General features: G+C 35.0%; 17 protein-coding genes. 10 read left to right on the plus strand and 7 right to left on the minus strand.

The genetic code is table 11. From position 1 onward, the window contains the following. Positions 1–2 precede the first annotated feature (2 nt). The 5 genes from SD960_RS12210 (at position 3) to moaA (ending at position 3,836) form a co-directional block, all read left to right on the plus strand. A complete protein-coding gene (locus SD960_RS12210; RefSeq protein ID WP_318803434.1) occupies positions 3–239 on the plus strand; it encodes a MoaD/ThiS family protein in 237 nt (78 codons plus the stop codon). Positions 240–248: 9 nt separating this feature from the next. Then, complete coding sequence (locus SD960_RS12215) at positions 249–1,319, plus strand: HesA/MoeB/ThiF family protein (RefSeq protein ID WP_318803435.1); 1,071 nt, start codon at positions 249–251, stop codon at positions 1,317–1,319. A 167-nt stretch (positions 1,320–1,486) separates the two neighbouring features. Then, positions 1,487–1,918, plus strand: a complete 432-nt coding sequence (locus tag SD960_RS12220; RefSeq protein ID WP_042563010.1) for a molybdenum cofactor biosynthesis protein MoaE — start codon at positions 1,487–1,489, stop codon at positions 1,916–1,918. 9 nt (positions 1,919–1,927) lie between these two features. Further along, positions 1,928–2,842 carry a bifunctional molybdenum cofactor biosynthesis protein MoaC/MoaB gene (moaCB, locus tag SD960_RS12225; RefSeq protein ID WP_318803442.1) on the plus strand — a complete coding sequence of 305 codons (915 nt, stop codon included), beginning with the start codon at positions 1,928–1,930 and terminating at the stop codon, positions 2,840–2,842. Next, positions 2,829–3,836, plus strand: a complete 1,008-nt coding sequence (gene moaA / locus SD960_RS12230; RefSeq protein ID WP_318803444.1) for a GTP 3',8-cyclase MoaA — start codon at positions 2,829–2,831, stop codon at positions 3,834–3,836. Before moaCB ends, moaA begins: the two co-directional genes overlap by 14 nt. A 93-nt stretch (positions 3,837–3,929) precedes the next feature. Here moaA and SD960_RS12235 read toward each other — a convergent pair whose 3' ends face one another. From SD960_RS12235 to SD960_RS12245, 3 genes are all read right to left on the minus strand, one after another. After that, positions 3,930–4,514, minus strand: a complete 585-nt coding sequence (locus SD960_RS12235) for a hypothetical protein (RefSeq protein ID WP_318803446.1) — start codon at positions 4,512–4,514, stop codon at positions 3,930–3,932. 165 nt (positions 4,515–4,679) lie between these two features. After that, positions 4,680–6,110 (minus strand): rubredoxin, encoded by a 1,431-nt coding sequence (locus SD960_RS12240; protein WP_318803448.1) that lies wholly within the window; start codon positions 6,108–6,110, stop codon positions 4,680–4,682. A 294-nt stretch (positions 6,111–6,404) separates the two neighbouring features. Then, complete coding sequence (locus SD960_RS12245) at positions 6,405–9,923, minus strand: molybdopterin-dependent oxidoreductase (protein WP_318803450.1); 3,519 nt, start codon at positions 9,921–9,923, stop codon at positions 6,405–6,407. 187 nt (positions 9,924–10,110) lie between these two features. On the opposite strand from SD960_RS12245, the gene SD960_RS12250 reads away from it, so the two are divergent. The 5 genes from SD960_RS12250 (at position 10,111) to SD960_RS12270 (ending at position 16,295) form a co-directional block, all read left to right on the plus strand. Continuing rightward, positions 10,111–10,815: a Crp/Fnr family transcriptional regulator gene (locus tag SD960_RS12250; RefSeq protein ID WP_318803452.1), complete on the plus strand. Its 705-nt coding sequence runs from the start codon at positions 10,111–10,113 to the stop codon at positions 10,813–10,815. A gap of 943 nt (positions 10,816–11,758) precedes the next feature. Further along, positions 11,759–13,198: an alginate export family protein gene (locus SD960_RS12255; RefSeq protein WP_318803455.1), complete on the plus strand. Its 1,440-nt coding sequence runs from the start codon at positions 11,759–11,761 to the stop codon at positions 13,196–13,198. Between the two features lie 28 nt (positions 13,199–13,226). After that, on the plus strand, positions 13,227–14,456 hold the full coding sequence (locus SD960_RS12260; RefSeq protein ID WP_318803457.1) for a CmpA/NrtA family ABC transporter substrate-binding protein: 1,230 nt from the start codon (positions 13,227–13,229) through the stop codon (positions 14,454–14,456). Positions 14,457–14,478: 22 nt separating this feature from the next. Then, entirely contained in the window at positions 14,479–15,366 is an 888-nt protein-coding gene (gene ntrB / locus SD960_RS12265; protein WP_318803460.1) for a nitrate ABC transporter permease, read from the plus strand. Positions 15,367–15,488: 122 nt separating this feature from the next. Further along, positions 15,489–16,295, plus strand: coding sequence for an ABC transporter ATP-binding protein (locus SD960_RS12270; protein WP_318803462.1), 807 nt, complete (start codon positions 15,489–15,491; stop codon positions 16,293–16,295). A 50-nt stretch (positions 16,296–16,345) separates the two neighbouring features. Here the strand turns inward: SD960_RS12270 and SD960_RS12275 are convergent, their stop codons facing one another. The 4 genes from SD960_RS12275 to SD960_RS12290 form a co-directional block, all read right to left on the minus strand. Beyond that, positions 16,346–16,663 (minus strand): type II toxin-antitoxin system RelE/ParE family toxin, encoded by a 318-nt coding sequence (locus tag SD960_RS12275; RefSeq protein ID WP_318803464.1) that lies wholly within the window; start codon positions 16,661–16,663, stop codon positions 16,346–16,348. Then, positions 16,663–16,902, minus strand: coding sequence for a hypothetical protein (locus SD960_RS12280; protein WP_318803466.1), 240 nt, complete (start codon positions 16,900–16,902; stop codon positions 16,663–16,665). Before SD960_RS12280 ends, SD960_RS12275 begins: the two co-directional genes overlap by 1 nt. A gap of 122 nt (positions 16,903–17,024) precedes the next feature. Beyond that, complete coding sequence (locus SD960_RS12285) at positions 17,025–17,645, minus strand: class I SAM-dependent methyltransferase (protein ID WP_318803468.1); 621 nt, start codon at positions 17,643–17,645, stop codon at positions 17,025–17,027. A gap of 3 nt (positions 17,646–17,648) precedes the next feature. Next, positions 17,649–18,362 (minus strand): endonuclease/exonuclease/phosphatase family protein, encoded by a 714-nt coding sequence (locus SD960_RS12290; protein WP_318803469.1) that lies wholly within the window; start codon positions 18,360–18,362, stop codon positions 17,649–17,651. Positions 18,363–18,382 lie beyond the last annotated feature (20 nt).

Below are 18,382 nucleotides of genomic sequence, written 5' to 3' on the forward strand. Positions count from 1 at the left end.
GAATGATTGAGATTAAATATTTTGGAGCTGTCGCTGAAAAAACAAAATGTACTTTCGAAAAAATATCTTCTTCTGAAATTTCACTGCAGGAATTATTGCAGGATTTAGAAGATAAATATCAATTTGAAGCATTGTCTTTTAGCGTAGCAATAAACCAGAAAATAGTACAGAAAGCAAGTAATTACAAATTGCAAACAAGTGATGTAGTTGCTTTATTGCCTCCGTTTGCGGGAGGATAAATTGAATTTATGAATGCATTTGAACGCTATAACAGACAAATAATTCTTCCGGAAATTGGAGAAGAAGGACAGCAAAAATTATCAAAATCTAAAGTTTTGGTAATTGGCGCGGGTGGCTTAGGCGCTGCCGTATTGCCTTATTTGGCGGCTGCAGGCGTTGGCGAAATCGGAATTATAGATGATGATGTTATCGAAATTTCGAATTTGCATCGTCAGGTAATTTACAAAAGTTCGGCTGTTGGAAAATACAAGGTAGATGAATCTAAATTGATGATTTCTGAATTGAATCCGTTAATAAAAGTAAATGCGATTTCAGAAAAATTGTCTGGTAAAAATGCGATTTCGTTATTTGAAAAATATAATATTATTGTTGATGCAACCGATAATATCGAGATCAAATATTTAATAAATGATGCGTGTTGTATTACTAATAAACCAATGGTTTACGGTTCTATTTTCAGGTTTCAGGGACAGGTTTCCGTCTTCAATTATCAAAACGGACCGACTTACAGATGTTTGTTTCCTGATGAAAATACGCAATCTTTAAATTGTGAAGATGCCGGAGTTATCGGAATTTCGGTTGGAATTATTGGAATGCTTCAGGCAAACGAAGTGATCAAAATGATTCTGGAAATAGGAGAAGTGTTGAGTGGTAAAATACTGGTTTATAATATTTTGAATAACGAACAGCAAAAGTATGACTTTGAAAAGAATACTGCTGTTGTATTGAATAAAAAAGCTTTTGAAGAAAAGTATAAAGTAGATGAAAATCAGGTTGAAGAAATTGCTGCGTCGGCAATTTTAAATGAAATTGATAATCACGAAGTTCTTTTTCTGGATGTTAGAAATGAAGATGAGGTTCCAAAAATTAATTTTAAAAATGGTATTCAGATTCCGTTGCTGCATTTAGAAATCGAATTAAAAAAACTGAATCCGAATCAAAAAATATATGTTTTTTGTCAATCCGGAATTCGGAGTAAAATAGCAGTTGAATTGCTTCAGAAAAAAGAATTCAAAAATGTAAAAAGTATTGCCGGAGGCGTTTTAGCAATGAAACAATTATTGAAAGAAAAAGTATAGCTACAGATTTCACTGATTAAAATGATTATTAAAAATGTTTGCCACGAATTACACTAATTTTCACGAATTGTAAAATTGAATTAAAAAATTAGTGAAAATTAGTGTAATTCGTGGCAGAAAAAAATCATTTAAATCTGTGCAATCAGTGGCAAAAAAATAAAAAACAAATGAGTAAAAATGTATTTGTGGAAGGGCCAATTGCTCCTGAATTTATAGCAGAATCTATTGCGAAACACCAATCGAAACATACCATTGGTGCGCACAATATTTTTCTGGGTCAGGTTCGTGCCGATGTGATTCACGATAATACTGTTGTTGCGATCGATTATTCGGCTTACACCGATATGGCAAATGAGGCTTTGCATGCAATTCGTGAGAAGGCTTTCGCTAAATTCGATTTAACCTGTATGCATATTTATCACAGTTTGGGTGTTGTAAAAGCAGGTGAAATTTGTTTATTCGTGTTTGTTTCGGCAACGCGACGTAAACAGGTTTATGAAGCGACAGAAGCTATTGTAAACTGGATAAAAACCGATGTGCCCATTTTTGGTAAAGAAATGTTTGAAAACGATACATTCACCTGGAAACAAAATACCTAACAAAATATAATGGTAGATATTACGCATAAAATAAGCACGTTAAGAGCTGCAACAGCCACAGCAATTGTCAAAGTTAGCAAACAGGAAACAATTGATGCTGTGGTGAATAATTTGGTTCCGAAAGGAAATGTGCTGGAAATGGCAAAAACAGCAGGATTATTTGCTGTAAAAAATACACATTTGTCGATTCCGGATTGTCACCCGATTCCGATTGAATTTACTTCGGTTGAATATAAAATTGAAGGTTTAACAATTCAGATTATCTTCAATGTAAAAACCGTTTACAAAACCGGAGTTGAGGTCGAGGCCATGCACGGCGCGTCTATCGTGGCGTTGACGATGTACGATATGCTAAAACCAATCGATAAAGAAATTGAAATTTCGACCATCAAATTAGTGAATAAAGAAGGCGGAAAATCTTCCTTTAAAAATAAATTTCCAAACACAATAAAAGCTGCGGTTTTTGTTTGTTCCGATTCGATTTTTGCGGGCGAAAAGGAAGATCGTTCCGGAAAAATTATTGTTGAAAAATTAACTTCTTACGGAGTTGAAACCACACATTACGAAATTATTCCTGATGAAATTGATATTATTCAGGAAAAAACGAAGGCTTTTGCCAAAGAAAATCAGTTGGTGATTTTTACCGGAGGAACCGGATTATCACCAAGAGACGTAACGCCCGAAGCATTGTCACCATTACTGGAAAGCAGAATTCCGGGAATAGAAGAAGCAATTCGCGATTACGGACAACAAAGAATGCCATACGCAATGTTATCAAGAACCGTTGCAGGAACATTAGGAAAAAGTTTGGTTTTGGCTTTGCCGGGATCAACAAACGGAGCCAGAGAATCTATGGACGCTGTTTTTCCGCATGTAATGCACGTTTTTCATATTTTAAAAGGAAAAAATCATGACACCCTCTAAAACCATTTTAACGGATGATTTTGGGCGAAAACACAATTATTTGCGTATTTCGTTACTAGAGAAATGCAATTTGCGTTGTACGTATTGCATGCCTGCTGACGGGATCGCATTGTCTCCAAAAGCCAGTTTAATGACTGCTGATGAGATTTTTGCCTTAGCCCAAATTTTCGTAGAAAATGGTGTTGATAAAATCAGATTAACGGGAGGCGAGCCTTTATTAAGAAAAGATTTTCCGGAGATTATTTCGAAATTATCAACTTTAAAAATGTCACTTTCGATTACCACAAACGGAATCTTAATTGATCGCCATATTGAGGCTTTAAAGCAGGCTAACATCAAAAAAATCAATTTGAGTCTGGATACTTTGGTTGCATCAAAATTTCATTCTGTAACACTTAGAGATCAGTTTGAAAAAGTAATTACTAATTTGCATTTACTTTTAAATCATGATTTTACGGTAAAAGTTAATGTAGTTTTGATGAAGGGTTTTAATGATAATGAAATTATAGATTTTATTAAATTAACCCAGTTTTTGCCAATATCAGTTCGGTTTATTGAGTTTATGCCTTTTGCCGGAAACGAGTGGGACAGAAGCAAAATGGTTTCTCAAAACGAGATTTTATCTCAGGTAAATGATAATTTTTCATCTGAAGAAATTCAAAAATTGGAAGACGAAAAAAACTTCACAGCGAGAACTTACAGAATAAAAGGTTTTCAGGGTGATTTCGGAATTATAAGTTCTATTACAAACCCGTTTTGTGATGGCTGTAACAGAATCCGCCTGACGGCAAACGGGAAAATTAAAAATTGCCTTTTTTCTAATTCAGAAACTGATTTGCTGACACCTTTTAGAAACGGTGAATCCATCGAAAATTTAATTTCCGTATCGATCAAAAATAAAAAGAAAGTCAGAGCCGGAATGGTTACGATTGAGGAAATGGATGATCCTTCTTTGCATTTTGATAATCGCAGTATGATTGCGATTGGGGGGTAGTTTTGTCATTTCTCGTTCCTCGAAATGACAGACCAGACGTTTTCTGATTGCAAAAAAAAGGCTCAACTCCATTAAGTCAAACCTTTCTATTTCTTATTTTTTCTTCTTGGATTTCGATTTATTATCTTTCTTTTTTTCAAGCTTTTTTAGTTTCGCCTTAGCTTTTTCTTTCTCTTTTTTCGCTTTGTCTTTCTTTTTTGTTTCAGCTTTCAGCTTTGCTTTCTTTTCTTTTTCCAGCTTTTTTATAACGGCTTTGATCTCTTTTTCTCTTCTTTTTGCTTTTTCTTTTTTCTCCTTTTGTTTGTTTTTAGCATCTTTCAACTTATCTTTTATACTCTTAAAAACGGTTACTTCTTGATCTTCAATTGGCTGTTGTTCGTCGCCTTTTTTATCAATTGTAGAGATTTCTATAATTTCAGGAGTTATAGTTCCCGTTTTTGCAGTTGATCCTGTCGTTCTTTTTATAATTGCTTTTGGAGTATTTGCAGAAGCTGGTTTTACAGGCGTTTTTGCTGTAGCCGCAGGTGCTTTTGTTGCAGTTCTTGGCGCTCTTTTCACGGGCGTTTTTAGCAGAGGTTTATCCGTTTCCGGACTACTTTCTGTAATTGGCGCAACTGGTTCTTCTGCAGGAATATCTGTGTTTTTTACGGCTGATGTTCTTGGTGTTCTTTTTATCATAATGGTATTTTTAGTTGAGTAAATTGATTCACTAAGAGAAATGAAGTTGTTATTTCATCAATAGATAAATTCTTAGCTAGTTAAATTTAAGCAATAATTAAATACAAGAATGTTAAGGTTTTTATAAGTCGTTTATTATAATTGCTTTAGTTAAAGATGTGGTCCTTAATTTTCTACAATTTCTAAAATCCTGAAATTACTTTTTGGGGCATCACAAAGTGAGCAGCAATAGTTTTGTGGTAAATCAGTAAATAAAATGCCTTTCGGAATATTTTGGCTTTCGTCTCCGTATTCTGATTTATAAAGTGTTAGACATTCCTGGCATTGATAGATGTCCAATTGTGTTTTCTCTTTTTTCTGCGGATTTTCTGCTGTTTCAACTGTAGAATTTCCGAGTTCATCGAAATATTTTCGGCTCAATTCAATTAAAATAGTGGGCAATTCGAGTTTGTCAATATCTTGTGAATGCACGATATATTCTCTGGTATTGGGATCGAAGTTCTTCGCAAACAAAACATTATAAGTATCTCTAATTTTTATAGATTCCAGATCTTTTGGCAAGTCATTTTTTTCGACCACAACCGAAGTAAAATAGTGGCCATCGCGATTGTATTCTGATATTCCAAACGTTAATCCATATGTACTGATATCAAATTGATCTAACGTACGAACTAAAAATGTTTTAAGATTCAAAGCCCATTCCATCGCAACAGGTAAGTGCCAGTTCAATTCGAGTAAAGAATGTCGAACATTAATTCCCTTTTTACCCAGGAATTTTTCCCATTCCAGTTTTCGGTCTTTCGGAATTCCTTTTATAATAAATGATTTCCAGGGAGTTATGCAGATTTTTCCAATTTTGCAGTCAAAACACAAATTACACATTTCTTTCAGGAAATCCAGATCGTATAAATTATTTCGCCAATATAAACCCAGCCAATATTGGTCAATTCCCATTCGGTTCATACCTTCATAATACGGAAAAGGATAAAACGGAACATTTAAAGGTTTGTCAATTGTTCTGTTGTTGGTGTCTAAAATTTCACTGACCAAACTAAAAATCATATCAATTCCGTATGATTCTTCGCTTACGATTTTCTCGATTTCATAATAGAATTTTGCAATGTCCCAACTGTAAATCAATACGGGATAAACTTCCATACGTTCCCATTTTGGCAAACGAATATATAAAAACCAATAATCTTCATGCTCCGAAGCAATAAAATTAAGATGGCCTGTAAACAATGGAACCAACTGTTGTTTAGGATCTGTGATATTTACTTTTAATTTGGGCTGTTCCTTAAATTGCTCTAAAATATATAAAAACCTATTGCCCGTAAGCCAGTTTGTATTCCTGAAAATATCAGTAGAAACATAGGATGAAACAATATTGTTACCGCTTTTTTGATCGGGAAAAACAAAATGATGTTTACCCAATTTTTCTTTATCTGAAGATTTTAACCCTTTCGGGAAAATAATATCTTGTCTGGAACCGAAGGAAATCGAATCTAAACCCTGATCCATAGCGATATTAACCACTTCCCGCAATTCTCCCGGCGAAATAACGCCTCCTTTTACTATAAGTCTTGTTAGTTCCATATTCTTTTCTTGTTTCAGGTTTCTTTTGTTTCAGGTTTGTTTTGTTTGTTTCAGGTGGTCGGATTGTTGATTTAACCACAGAGGTCACAAAGATTTTTCGCAAAGTTTCGCAAAGATTTTAGTTTATGTTACTAAGTAGTCAAAGTTCTCAAAGCTTTGTGAACTCTTTTCGATAGAAAATAAACTCAAAAGCAGTATATAAGCCTTTGCGCAACTTTGCGGAAAATCTTTGTGACCTCTATGGTAAAATTTATGTTTCAAAGTAAAGTAACTTGAAACAAATCATACTTGAAACTAAACTTTACATTTTGCCAATATCTCTTTTACTTCTGTTTTGCAACTTCCGCAACCCAATCCTGCGCCGGTATTTTTGCATAAATCGGTAAAATTGTTCACACCGCTTTTAATTGTTTCTTCAATATTTCCGGCTCCAACCTGACTGCAGGAACAAACTAATTTTCCTAAAACAGGTTTTGCGTTTGAGCTTCCTCTCAAAAGAGAATTACGTTTGTCTGATAATTCGATTTTGCTTTCAATCATCGTTTTAAATTCGGCAAACTCATTTTTGTCGCCCATTAAAATCGCGCCAACAAGCAAATCATCTTTTACAATACATTTTTTGTAATAACGTTTTTTCAAATCGGCAAAAATAATTTCTTCGTATGAATCATCATTTTCGGGAATTTCAATATCGCCAATGCTGCACAGGTTTATATCTTCTAATTTTAAAATATTCATAAGAATCGAACCTTTGTAATAACTGCTAATATCGCCAGCCAAAAAGTTGGCTAAAATATCAGCCTGTTCTTCGGCGGCAGACGTGATTCCGAATAATTTATTATCAAATTCAGCTATTTCGCCAATAGCAAAAATATCAGGATTCGACGATTGTAGATATTGGTTTACCTTAACACCACGACCACAAGTCAAGCCTGTTTCACGGGCAATTTCGATGTTTGGAATTGTTCCGATAGTATACACAATCGCATTTGCGGTAATGATTCGCCCACTTTTTAAAGCAATTTCTATTTCATTGTCATTCTCAGTTTCAAAAACCGTACTCACTTCATTATCAAAGTAAATTTGTATATCACGAAGCTGAACTTCTTCTGCCAGTAATTTACTCGAAATTCGGTCTAATTGACGCTCCATCAATCGAGAAGCCCTTTGAATAATAGTAATTTTTACCTTTTTATGTTTTAAGGCGGCTGCCAATTCTAATCCCAGTAAACCACCGCCAATGATAACAACATGTTGTTCTTCGGTAGGCAAATTGGTATTGTTCAGGTATTTTTTTAAACGATCGGCATCTTCTTTTCGTCTCACGGTAAATCTGCCGGGTAAATGAAGTTGGGCATTTTCAGGGATAAACGGACGGCTTCCGGTCGCCATAATCAAAGAATCAAAAGTATGCAGATTGCCCAGATTGTCTAAAACCGTTTTATCATTCGCATTTATTTTATCAATTGCCACGCCGGCATTCATGGTAATTTTTAGCTTGTTTAAAGCTTCTCCATCTTTTACTTTTAAAAGCTGTTCCCAGGTAAATTCGCCCGTCATATATTCAGGAAGCAATACGCGATTGTAAAACGGGTTTACTTCATTCGAAAAAACAATAATTTCGTCGATGGAATTGAATTCACGATAGTTTTGAATGAATCGAAAAGAAGCAGCTCCTGCGCCTACGATAACAATTTTTTGAAAAGGTTTTACATATTTGGTAATCGCAACCGTAGTATATTTAAAATCAGGTTCTTTTGAAACCGGATCAACAACCGTATTGGTTAGATTATTGGTTCTGTTTAAGTCATTTTCGAGTTGTTTCCCCCAATGCATTGGCAGGAAAAGTACTTTTTCTTTTATGGCATCCGTGACCTTTGCTTTTACCCTAACTTCTCCGTTTTTACTCGAAACGGTAACAATATCACCATTTTTAATATCATTTTTATACGCATCGATCGGGTTGATTTCTAAAACAGGACTTGGTGTATGCGTCATTAATCGCGATACTTTTCCGGTTTTTGTCATTGTATGCCATTGATCGCGAACCCTGCCTGTTGTGAGAATAAATGGATATTGCGGACTTGGCTGTTCTGAAGTATTTTCAATTACTGTTGGTAAATTAAAAATTGCTTTTTGCGATGGCGTATAGAACTTTTTGTCTGTAAAAAGGCGGGGAGTTCCCGGATGCCCGTAATCCGGAACGGGCCATTGAAAAGTACCTTCGGTTTTTAAACGATGGTAATTTAAAAATGAAATATCAATATTGGTGTTTTTGGTTAATGCACAATGTTCCTTGTAAATTTCCTCGGCGCTATTAAAATTGAAACCGTTGAAATTCATTTTTTTAGCAAAGCGAATTAAAATCTCAATATCCGGAAGTGCTTCTCCGGGAGCGTTTATTCCTTTTGGTAAATAAGATATTCGACGTTCAGAATTGGTCATTGTACCTTCTTTTTCTAACCAGCCTGCAGCCGGTAATAATAAATCGGCATATTTTGAAGTATCCGCATTATGCGAAATATCCTGAACTACAACAAATTTGGCATTTTGCAACGCTTTTTCGATGCGGCGTGAATCCGGCAGACTTACTAAAGGATTGGTACAGATAATCCAAACGGCTTTCATTTTTCCAGATTCCAATGCTTCAAACATTTCTGTTGCCGTTAAGCCCGGTTTGTCTGAGATTTCGTCAACGCCCCAAAAATCAGCAACTTCTTTACGATGTTCCGGATTTGCAATATCTTTGTGTGCGGCCAAGAGTGTTGCCATTCCGCCCACTTCTCTTCCGCCCATTGCATTGGGTTGTCCGGTTAAGGAAAATGGTCCCGAACCCGGTTTACCAACTTGCCCCGTTAATAATGATAAGTTTAGTAAAGCCGTATTTTTATCAACGCCAACGGCACTTTGATTCAGTCCCATTGCCCAAAGCGAAATAAATCCCTTTGCTTTACCAATAATATCTGCGGCAAGTTTAATGTCGTTTACAGAAATTCCGCAAAGTTTTGAAGCTTTTTCTAATGAAGTTCCTAAAACTAAATCTTTATATTGTTTGAAATTTTCGGCATTGTTTTTTACAAAATCATGATCAACGTGCCCTTTTTCGATAATGCGTCTTGCGATTGCATGATACAATATAATATCAGATCCTGGAATAATCTGCAAATGCAAATCGGCGAAAGCTGCTGTATCGGTTCGCCTCGGATCAATTACTATGATTTTTATTTTAGGATTTTTCTCTTTGTGTTTTTCTATTCTTCGAAATAAAATTGGATGACACCAAGCCGGATTTGCGCCGGTAATCAGGAAAGTATCTGCCAATTCAATATCATCATAAGCAATTGGAACAGAATCTTCTCCGAAAGTTTTTTTATAACCCACAACTGCCGAACTCATGCAAAGTCTGGAATTGGTATCGATATTATTAGTTTTCAGAAATCCTTTTACGAGTTTGTTTACCAGATAATATTCTTCGGTTAAACACTGTCCGGAAATATAAAAACCGACGCTGTCCGGACCGTGTTTTTTGATGATTGAAGTAAAAACAGCAGCTGCGCGATCCAAAGCTGTATCCCAACTCACGCGTTCCAGCGGATAAGATTTACTGCCGCGCATTTCTGGATATAAAATTCTGTCTGAAGTATCGTTAACCACATAATGCAAATTCATTCCTTTCGAACATAACATTCCCTTGTTAACAGGATGATCTTTATCGCCCGTTACCATCACGCCATTTTTAGCATCGTTGGTAACGATAATGCCGCAGCCGACGCCACAATATGAACAGGTAGTTTTGATTTTGGTATTTTGCATTACAGCTTCTTTTTTAAATACAACTATAGTAATTATGCCCAGTAGTAAATGCCTCACGTATTTGACTTAGACAAAAATAAGTATTTTTACGTATAAATACTTATTTTTCGGAATTATTTTTCTATTTTTGATGAAAATAAATGAGGAACAACAAATTAGTTTTTAAATCGATTAAATTTTAGAACTTATGAAAGACGAGCAAGCCATTTGTTATTCCTGCGCCAACGAGAACTGTTTTATTAAAAAACATCTGCATTTGGAACAAATGAAACAATATGTTCAGAAGAAACATAGTTTTGTTTGTAAAAAATCGCAGCAGTTTATCATCGAAGGTGCTCCAATTCAGGGACTTTATTTTATATGTAAAGGAAAAGTAAAAACAGTTAAAACGGGAATCAACGGTCGTGAACAAATTGTTCGTCTCACCAAAAACGGAGATACGATTGGTTTTCGTGGTTTCGGAACAAGTAAGCGCTATCTAATTGGTGCTTATGCTCTTGAAGATACGGTTTTATGCAATTTTAGTAATGAAACCATGATGGAGATTCTTCAAAACGTTCCTGAATTTACATACGCCTTAATGTTGTTTTACGCCGATGAACTTAATAAAAGCGAAAACAATATCCGCAAAATTGCCCATATGAATGTACGGGAACGCGTAATCGATTTGTTACTGTACATCCACCGAAAATTTGGACAAATAAACGGTCTAATTGAAATCGAACTGTCACGAAAAGAAATAGCAGATTTTGCCGGAACTACTGAGGAACAAGTTATTCGTGTGCTATCAAGTCTAAAAAAAGAAGCTGTAATTAAAACAGTAGGAAAGAGAATAGGCATCCTCGCCATTCCGAAACTCCAATCAGAAATCATGGAACATAAGTATTTTTAGTTTTTTGTTTCAATTTCAAGTTTCAGGTTTTGATCCTTTCAGGTTGAAACCGTTGGCTATGTTTATTAATTCGTTTTTTCAAATATAGCCCGAGGTTTCAACCTCGGGAGACGTATCGTTTGGCGTTTCATGCTCTCAACGGTTAAAACCGTTGGCTATGTATATCAAATTCATTTTCAAATATAGCCCGAGGTTTCAACCTCGGGAGACGTATCGTTTAGCGTTTCATGCTCCCAACGGTTAAAACCGTTGGCTATGTTTATTAATTCGTTTTTTCAAATATAGCCCGAGGTTTCAACCTCGGGAGACGTATCGTTTAGCGTTTCATGCTTCCAACGGTTAAAACCGCTGGCTATGTTTTATTCAATTCATTTTCAAATATATCCCAAGGTTTCAACCTCGGGAGACGTATCGTTAATCGTCTCATGCTCACAACGGTTAAGACTGCTGGCTATGTTTTATTCAATTCATTTTCAAATATAGCCCGAGGTTTCAACCTCGGGAGATGTATCGTTAATCGCATCGTGCTCCCAACGGTTGAAACCGTTGGCTATGTTTATTAATTCGTTTTTTCAAATATAGCCCGAGGTTTCAACCTCGGGAGACGTATCGTTTGGCATTTCGTGTTCCCAACGGTTGAAACCGTTGGCTATGTTCTATCATTCAGGTTTACCAATCTTAACCGTAAAATCACATTCCTCTTCTTCCTGTACAATTATCTAATTGACACATTATCTAATTCTCCAATTAAGTTAAATTACGTAATATCAGAAATCTCTTGTTTTACACGATTTAAAATCTACTTCATGCGAAAACGCAGAAAACAAATTGACTTTCAAACGCTTTTTATGGGTTAAAAAAAATGTTTTGATATGGTATAAGTATTGTACTTAAGTATTTATACGTATATAAATTTGCTTCATACAAATCAAACCAAATTATTATGAGCAAATTAACCAATCCAATATTAAAAAACCACAACACTATTTTTACATCAAAACTTTCAAAATCTATTTTATTAGGTTTTGTATTAACCTTGTTAGGAAGTTATAAAGCAAAAGCACAATTTACGTTTACAGGTCAGTTAAGAGACCGTGTTGAAATGCGTGCCGGACAAGGAACGTTACAACAAGAAGGCGATAAAGCGGCTTTATTTACAAGTCAGAGAACAAGATTAAATGCCGGATATTCCGGTTATAGATTTAAAATTTTTACGGCGCTGCAAGATGTTCGCGTTTGGGGGCAGGATGCTTCCTCTATTAACAGAACAACAACAGAAGCTAATAACGGAATTTTATTGCACGAAGCCTGGGCTGAGATTTTTTTGAATGATACCGTAAGTACAATTCAAAATTTGTCTATAAAAGCAGGACGTCAGGAAATTTCTTATGATGACCAAAAGGTTTTAGGAAGTTTAGACTGGTTGCAACAAGGAAGACGTCATGATGCGATCGTTTTTAAATTTGCTAATAAAGGCTGGATTGCAGATGTTGGAGCTGCTTTTAATCAGAATAAAGAAAATAATACAGGAACAATTTATAATGGTACAAATCCGGCTTATGGTGCCGGAACTAACGGAATTGGGACTATGTATAAATCATTTCAATATGCATATGTGGGCAGAAAATTTTTCTTTGGTGATCTGTCTTTTTTATTCTTCAAAGATGATTTCAACAAATATACTTTAGTGGCTGCAGGAACTCCAGCGGTAACTACAAAAGTAAACGGAACAGGAGTTTGGAGCAGAAATACAACCGGAATTTACTTCAATACCAATGTGACACGAAAATTAAATTTGACAGGAAGTTATTATTATCAAGGTGGGAAAAACAAAGATGGAAGGTCATTAAACGCTAATCTATTTTCGATTACATCAACCTTACAAGTAGGAAGAAAATTATTCATTGGTCCCGGAGTTGATTATTTATCTGGAGATGACGGAAACAAAACAGTTACAGCCGATTCAAAAGACAATCGATTTGATCCGCTTTACGGAACGCCTCATAAATTCTGGGGAAGTATGGATTATTTTTATGCTGCGAACGGTTTTGGAAAACAAGGTTTGCTGGATTACTTCTTCAAAATAAAATATAATGCCAAAGATAATCTAAGTTTTGCATTGGATATTCACGGTTTTGAGTCGGCAAATACTTTATCTAATGGTGCAGGCGGAAAACTAAACTCTTATCTGGGAACTGAACTTGATTTACTGGTAAAATACAACCTGACTAAAATCGTCAATATTGAAGCTGGTTATTCTTTCATGAAAGCAACAAACTCTATGGCTTCTGCAGCGGTCAAAAATGTTGCGAATGCTGATTTAAGTCCTCAATTTGCTTACATAATGCTAAATATCAAACCCAATTTTTTAGCCAAAAAATAAAAACAAATAACTTTTAAATTTCTTAAAAATGAAAAGAATACAGATAATCACAACAGAAGTTTTAAAAAGAATCTTACTGGCATTAATACTCGTTTTAGCTTTTTCTTTTTCAAAAGTTTCAGCTCAAAATGATCCGGTAAAATTAGGATTTATTCCATTAACAGATTGCTCTCCAATTGTAATGGCAAAGGAATTAGGATTGTTTAAAAAATACGGAGTTGAAGTCGTGGTAACCAAAGAATCTTCATGGGCTAATGTTCGTGATAAAATTTTAACCGGTGAATTAGACGGAGCGCACTGTCTGTATTCAATGCCGTTTTCGGTTTACACAGGGGTAGGAGGGAAAGCAGGTTCTGAAATGAAAATCGCCATGATGCTGAATGTGAATGGTCAGGCGATTACACTTTCTAATGATTTTTGTGGCAAAGTAGGTTTCAAACAAATGAACAAAATTGCGCCTGTTGTGGCTGCCAAGCTTAAGGCAGAAAAAGAAGTGACTTTTGCCATGACTTTCCCGGGAGGAACACACGATTTATGGCTAAGAAACTGGATGGCCATTGCAGGTGTAAGTCAAAAAACATCTAAAATTATTACGATTCCGCCTCCGCAAATGGTAGCCAATATGAAAGTAGGGAATATGGATGGTTATTGTGTTGGAGAGCCTTGGGGCGGTGTTGCGGTAAAACAAGGAATTGGTTTTACACAAGTTGCTTCACAAGATATTTGGAAAGACCATCCAGAAAAAGCTTTGGTTGTTAATAAAGAATTCAGCGAAAAAAGAAGAACTGATCTAGTAAAGGTGATGAAAGCAGTTTTAGAAGCCTGTATTTGGTTAGATAATCCTGCCAATCGTAAAAAAGCGGCTGCAATAATTGGAAAAGCGCCCTATGTAAATGCTCCTGCAGATGTTATTGAAAACAGATTAATGGGAAATTACGATTTGGGCTGCAACCAGGGAACGGAAGTTTATGCCAAAGATTATATGTTGTTTTACAAAGGTGGTCTGGTAAATTATCCTCGTAAATCGTATGCAATTTGGGCAATGGCGCAGTTTGTCCGATTTGGATATTTGAAAGAAGCGCCAAACTATAAAGCAATAGCTGATAAATTGATTTTACAGGATTTATACGAAGAGGTCGCCAAAAGTATGAAAGTAAAAGTGCCAAATGATGACATGAAGCCTTTCTCGTTAACAATGGATAAAACGGTTTTTGATCCTTCAAATCCGGCGGGCTATTTAAAAGTGGTTAAAAAATAATTTTAATTTAAATCAGAATATCATGTCTAATAAAGATACATTAACGCTTAACGATATCGCGGATCAAACAGAAGTTTTGATGGAAAATACCGCGATTGATAACGGAAGAAATGAGAAATTAAAATTGATTTTAAATTCGGTTTTGATTAAACTAAAATCAACTGCATTTGCAGGAATCGGAGTTGCTCTATTTGTTGGTTTTTGGAGTTTGTTGAGTCTTTATACAAAAGATGCATTGCCCGGACCTTTGGCTACTTTTACGGTTTTGAAAGAAATGTTAAGCGATCCGTTTTATGATTACGGACCAAATGATAAAGGAATCGGATTGCAGTTATTCAATTCAATAAAAACCGTTTTATTGGGCTTTTTGTTAGGCTCGTTGGTGGCAATTCCAATTGGAATTTTGATGGGAGCGAGCGCGATTTGCAAGCAAATTATGTATCCAATTGTACAGCTTTTAAAACCGGTTTCGCCTTTGGCATGGTTTCCTATTGGATTGGTGGTTTTTAAAGACACCGGTTTAGCTACAATTTTCATCGTTTTCATTACGTCGTTATGGTCGACTTTAATCAATACTTCTTTCGGAATCGCTTCTATTCCACAAGATCATAAAAATGTAGCAAAGGCTTTTGGTTTTTCAAAAATGCGTTACCTGACCAAAATTCTAATTCCGTTTAGCTTACCGCACATTATCACGGGATTACGTTTGAGTATCAGCGTTGCATGGCTGGTTATTGTTGCCGGAGAAATGCTTTCAGGCGGAGCCGGAATCGGTTTTTTCGTTTGGGACAGTTGGAACGCCTTGAGTCTGGAAAAAGTAATTTCAGCCATTATCATCATCGGAATAGTTGGTTTGATATTCGATAAATTTTTTACATACATAGAAAATAAAGTGGCTTACAAAGCTTAATTAGAGGTGCAAAGGAGCAAAGGTTCAAAGGGACAAAGGTAGGCAACTTGAAACCTGAAACTTGAAACTTGAAACCTTCAGAAATCTAAAATCTAAAATCAACAATCTAAAATTATATACTCATGAGTTATTTAGAAATCAAAAATTTAGAGATATCATTTCCAACTCCAAAAGGAAAATATGTCGCCGTTCGTGATATTAATTTATCCATTCAAAAAGGAGAAATCATTTCTATAATTGGGCATTCGGGTTGTGGAAAATCAACTATTATGAATGCTATTGGCGGTATGCTGACACCAACCGGCGGTTCTGTCGAATTAGCCAGTCAAAAAATAAAAGGACCGGGACCGGATCGCGGAATTGTTTTTCAGAATTATTCACTTTTGCCCTGGTTAACAGTAGAACAGAATATCTTTCAGGCTGTTGATTCGGTTATGAATTGCTCGAAAAAGGAGAAACACGAAATCGTGATTCAGAACTTAAAAATGGTCAATTTATTTGAACATAAAGATAAATTACCCGGACAACTTTCGGGCGGTATGAAACAACGTGTTGCCATTGCGAGAGCTTTTGCAATCAATCCGGGAGTATTGCTTTTGGACGAGCCTTTCGGAGCTTTAGATGCCTTAACAAAAGGATCGATGCAGTTGGAAGTTTTGAAATTATGGAACTTAGACAACAGGGAAAAAACAATCATTATGATCACGCATGATATTGAAGAAGCTTTGTTTTTATCTGATAGAATTGTTGTGTTGAATAATGGTCCGGCATCGACAATAAGAGAAATTGTGGAAGTGCATTTGCCAAGGCCGAGAAACAAAATTGAAATCGTAAAAATGCCTGAATATATTTCTTTGAGAGATAAATTATTGCATTTATTGACAGACAAATTTTCTATTGAAGATATGGGAATGACGTATAAAAATTAAGGTAAATTTAGTTGAGATGTTCTGTTGAGACGCACCGTAGTGCGTCTCAACTATTTTGTTCGTTTAATTATACTAGGGTTTTGCCTTGTATCAAAAACGTCTGAAATTTTTATCAACTTTTTCTCATCGTCAATACAATAGATGATTTTGTAATTGTTACAAGTTAGATATAAATATTTATTTTCTCTGTCTAATAAAAGATCCTCGACTTGTGTTGAAAATGTATTATTTATAAGTTTGTTAGGTTCAGAAATGATTTCTTTAATGATTTTTTTAGCGACTTTAAGTCCCGCTTTTTGAAGATAGTAGTTATAGATTTTATCAATTTCATTTTCTGCAAATTCAGACCATACAACTTTCAATTTCATTACTTATATTTTTCTAGAAGTTGTGAAGTTGTTTTATATTTTCCTTTTTTAAAATCATCTTCTGATTGATCAATTCTACCATTCAAATCTTTAATAGAAAATGGGATGAAAAATTCATTTTCATCTTCATTTTTCTTATTTCTGCTTTTTAATAAATTTTCAAGTTGAGAAATTACTTCTTCACTTTGAATTTTCAGAAACTCCTGTACAAATTCTATTTTTCTAGTCTGTAAATCCATCTCATTAGTATTTTTCCAAATTTACGAATTATCTTGGATATGAATATTTTTTTGGCTGTATTTTTAAATTACGATTTAGTACAACTATAATTTCTCTAGGCAAATTAGTCAAATTGAATTTATTATTTCTTTTTCCCAACAAATCGAATAACAGAACCTTTTCCGTTATGGAATAAACCTTCGTTTAGTTCGATTTCTGTTTCTTCTAATTGGATGATTTCATAATTTGAAAAATCGGCTTGAATTTCTTCGATAGAAAATAAGGATTCAATATCTTTTGGTCCGCCAACTTTGTCGTTTAACGCAAGATATTCCAGATGTTTTTTGCTGAAAGCTTCAAAAATTATAATTCCGTTTTGGCGTAAATATTTGTCAAGTGTTTTATGGATTGAAGATTTTATTTCAGCAGGAAAGTGTGCATAAATCAATGCAATAGTATCAAATTGTTCAGCTTGATAATTTAAAGTTTCTAATTCGCCAACCTGATAATCTATCGAAACATTATTTGCTGCGGCTAATTTTAAAGCTTTATTTTTTCCTTCTTCGCTAATATCAAAAGCAGCAACTTTCCAGCCCAATTTTGCGGCATAAACGGCATTTCGGCCTTCGCCTTCTGCAGGTAAAAGAATAGTTCCTGCGTTTAGTTTTTCTATTTCTTCTTTAAAGAAATTGTTGGGTTCTTCACCGTAGGCAAATTCTTCGTTGCTATAACGGTCGTCCCATCTTTGAGTCCAGTTGTTCATTATTTATATATTAAAATTGATTATTAATGGTTTATGGTCACTGTGCATAGTCCAATCCTGATAAGTTCCCACTTCAACGCTTTCTAAAGTTTCGATAAAATCGTTTGAAGCAAAACAATAATCAAGATGATACGGTTTGTTTTGGTGACGATAAAGATACAAAGTTGGATGTTCTTCTTTGCCCTGTATTTGATTGAAATATTGATGGTAGGTGCTCAGGATTTTTTTAGATCCCAGTTTATTTACAACTGTAGTATGATTTCCTTCTCTTCTCGGTCTGTCCCAAATGGTATTGCTGTTGAAATCACCAATTAAAATAGTTTTATCTTCCTTGATTAAATCTTCGTAATAATGAATAGCTTTCCAAACCTGAGTTACATATTGTCCGTCTTTATCTTGGGGATTATTTGCCCAGATTGCAAATAAAGTAAAATCAACCTTTCCGCCAGTAACTGCAATTGGCAGAATGTTTTTGAATTGTGGATTATGGCAATCCAATAATTGAAACCGATAATCACTATAAGAGAAAACACCCAATCCTTTATGCGGATTTGTGCCATACCAAAGAATATCAGTTGGTAATTTTGTATCGCCTGTGAATTTGAGTTTTTCAGGATTTTCACATTCTGAAATTACGGCAATATCAGGATTATAAGCCAGAATAAACCCTGCTTTTTTTCTGAATGCCATATTGCAATTCCAGGCTATGAGTTTCATTAGATTAAATGTATATGCGA

It is taken from the genome of Flavobacterium sp. MMLR14_040, assembly GCF_033657265.1.
Taxonomy (GTDB): Bacteria; Bacteroidota; Bacteroidia; order Flavobacteriales; family Flavobacteriaceae; genus Flavobacterium.